The following is a 2,787-nucleotide window of genomic DNA, read 5'->3' as shown; positions in this document are numbered from 1 at the left end:
GGCGGGTGCCCTTGGCGTTCCCCCCGGTGGCAGCTGCCACCACCGGCAAGGCGCGGCCCTGGGCCGCTCGATCCTATGTGGCAGCTGACAGACTATTAAGCGCGCGGCCCTGGCCGCTCATTTTCAGCGCTCGCGGTCCTTTGATTTCTCGGCGGTCGGCGTCGGTGATTTGCCTTCGCGCAATGTTGCGGCGACATGGGCCTTTGCGCTTTCGACGATCTGCGCCAGCTGTTCCTTCGATGCGCCGCGCTCGGTGGCTGTGGCGACGCGCTTATCAATGGCGAGCTGGAATTGCGCGAACCTGGCATCGGCCCGGTTCTGCTCGGGCGAGTTTTTCTCGAATTGCGCAGCAAGGCGTAGATCAACCTGACTGACGCCGGGAGGCATGACTTGCAGACGTAGCGCGCGATCGGCGGCCTGAATGTCGCGGTCGGTCATCTTCGAAAGGAAATCTGCGGCGCCCGCGCTGATGGCGCGGACTCTTTGCAGCGGGTCCATGCCCTCGGACCAATTGACTTCGATCTGATGATAGCGGCGCTGCTCAATCAGCTGAAGGTGGTGCATCGGCCCTTTGGGGTCACGGAAAAAGGCAAGCTCCTGCGCTGAACGCGCGGCCAGCTGGCGCATGTCAGCGGACGTTTCCGCGATCCGGTTAAGCTGCTCATGCTGCCGCGACGCAACGGTTTGCGCAGTAGGCAGGTAACGGCTGATTTGATCCTTGGCCTGCTCGATACTCATTGCGCGTCGTTCGCCAACTGGCATGAGGGATTCCATCGAGGGCGGAAACGCGATGCCCGCTGCCCCACGCGCTGGCTCGACGCGGTTCTGTTCGAGCGGCATTGCATCACGGATGACTTTGGCGAGGGAGGCGTGATTTCCGGTATGGAAGCTGTCGCGGCTCGCCTCCATCCAGTCCTTCGGCCCCATTGCCTGGATTGAGACGAATTTTTCGGCCGCAAGGGAATGTAGCTGCAAGTGCAGCCGCATGGTGCGGCCATTGCCCTCACGGAACGGATGAACGGCATTTAATTCGGAAATATGCCGCCCCATGGTATCGGCAAAGCGATCACGATCCATCGACTTGAGGGTTTGGAGGTCGGGCAGCTGCTTAAATTCGTGCTCCATGCTGCGGGCAATGAAGTGCGCTCGGGCAAAAGTGCTGCCGGGTTTGCTTATGTCCACAGTTCGAAAGCGCCCCGCCCAATCATATACGTCCTGAAACAGATGATTGTGCAGCTCGCGATACTCGCGCGCGTTCGTCGCCGGCGCGGCGCGCTGCACGACAAGCTCGCCATGTCGGACAACCGAGAAGAAAGCTTCTCGCTCCTTGAGGATATTATCGTCGCGGATTCCCAGCTTGTTCCGAAGAACGTCGCTGTTACGCCAGGTGTAAGGGTCGCTCACCTGTCATGCAGCGAGTTTCTGGCGGGACAGAACATCACGGTTGTAGTCCTGCGCCAGACCAATCGCCACATCGACGGGAATTTGGGTTTCGACCAACAGCAAACAAAAAGAGTGGTCATCCGAAACCAATTCAAGTCCTTCAATCTTGCAATTTGCGATTGCCTCGCAATAAGCTGCCATAACGGCAGGAATGTCTTCCTGCCGACGAGGCTCATACCCCATCGCGTTGATGCGATTCCTGTAGGTGTCGATGATATTTTCCATTTTGCACCTAAAAACGACCTGCTCCCGCCCATAGTTAACATGTCGGGATTTGTATATAAACCACATTGAGTAGCCCCCGAATTTCACCTTCCCAAAGCGGGACGCCGCGCTTGCGCGGCGTCTCGTGCATTTTGCAGGGCGGGGCATTCAATCCGCTTGGTCGGTCATCATCGCCAACAGGTAGTCGGCGGCGTTCTGTGCCTCACGGGCGGCCTCAAAAATGGCGCGCTTGTCATTGCGGAGCGCGGTCAACCAGTGCTCGATATACGCGGCATGATCTTCGCGTTCCTCGACCTTGAAACCGACAATCGCACCGATGAAGGATGCGCCCAGCTCGGCCACGAGTTCGTCCCTCGCGTAGTCGGCGCGGCTCGTTGAAATCAAGGTTTTCCGGTTGAGGCGGCTTTCATGCCCTGCATGATGCACGGCCTCGTGCGCAAGCGTGGCATAGTAGTCGTCGGCGGAATGGAACGCTTCAAAAGCGGGCATTTGGATATAGTCGTCGCGGGTGTGATAATAGGCTTGCGATCCGCCAATGCGAACGGTTGCGTCGATGCGAGAGAACATCACTTCAAGTTCAACATCGCGGGTTTCGGGATTGGTGATGATCGGGGCGGGCGCGGGATATTTGCCGTCCAGTCCCTCGACCTGATCGGCATTGAAAACCGTGTATCGTTTCAGGAACGGAATGGCGCGCTCGTCGTCCGTTTCGGAGTCTTTAACGACAAGCTTGTTGGCATAGACAACGGTGGTCCCCTTGCTGCCCTTCCTGACATTGCCGCCAAGCTCCAATGCCTGTTTGAAGGTCAGCCAATAGGGCGAGGCGAAGCCCTGACGCATGGCACTGGCCCAAAGGCTGAGGACATTGATCCCACGATAGGCAACCCCATTGTGCCGGAGCGGAATGGTCGGCCCACCGCTCCACGGCTTCACCCAAGGCTTTGTCCCCGCTTCCAACATCGCAAGAATGTCGTCGGTGACGGCCTGATAAATGTCGATCCGGTTCGTTTCCTTGGCCATTTTCCTCACTCCTTTAGGCGAAGCCGCTGCCTGCGGCCTGCGGCTCTGACCCGCTGGCGAAGCGCGGGATGGGGAGGGGGAAGCAAAATCGATGGGAGT

At 58.6% G+C, this 2,787-nt stretch carries 3 protein-coding genes; all 3 read right to left on the bottom strand.

Going from position 1 to position 2,787, the window contains the following annotated elements; genetic code table 11:
• Positions 1 to 123 precede the first annotated feature (123 nt).
• On the bottom strand, positions 124 to 1,404 hold the full coding sequence (locus tag BHE75_RS22915; protein ID WP_056379707.1) for a Fic/DOC family protein: 1,281 nt from the start codon (positions 1,402 to 1,404) through the stop codon (positions 124 to 126).
• Between the two features lie 3 nt (positions 1,405 to 1,407).
• Positions 1,408 to 1,668: a hypothetical protein gene (locus BHE75_RS22910; protein ID WP_056379729.1), complete on the bottom strand. Its 261-nt coding sequence runs from the start codon at positions 1,666 to 1,668 to the stop codon at positions 1,408 to 1,410.
• A gap of 147 nt (positions 1,669 to 1,815) precedes the next feature.
• A complete protein-coding gene (locus BHE75_RS22905) occupies positions 1,816 to 2,688 on the bottom strand; it encodes an ArdC family protein (RefSeq protein ID WP_004213405.1) in 873 nt (290 codons plus the stop codon).
• Positions 2,689 to 2,787: the final 99 nt, after the last annotated feature.

This window comes from Edaphosphingomonas haloaromaticamans, assembly GCF_001853345.1.
Lineage (GTDB): Bacteria > Pseudomonadota > Alphaproteobacteria > Sphingomonadales > Sphingomonadaceae > Sphingomonas_E > Sphingomonas_E fennica.
Note: the sequence above shows the minus strand (reverse complement) of the source record. Positions and strands in the feature narration are given on the sequence as shown.

Bases quoted from the DNA above. Each gene is read 5' to 3' on its own strand.
- BHE75_RS22910 (WP_056379729.1), bottom strand. From the start codon at position 1,668: ATGGAAAATATCATCGACACCTACAGGAATCGCATCAACGCGATGGGG.
- BHE75_RS22905 (WP_004213405.1), bottom strand. From the start codon at position 2,688: ATGGCCAAGGAAACGAACCGGATCGACATTTATCAGGCCGTCACCGAC.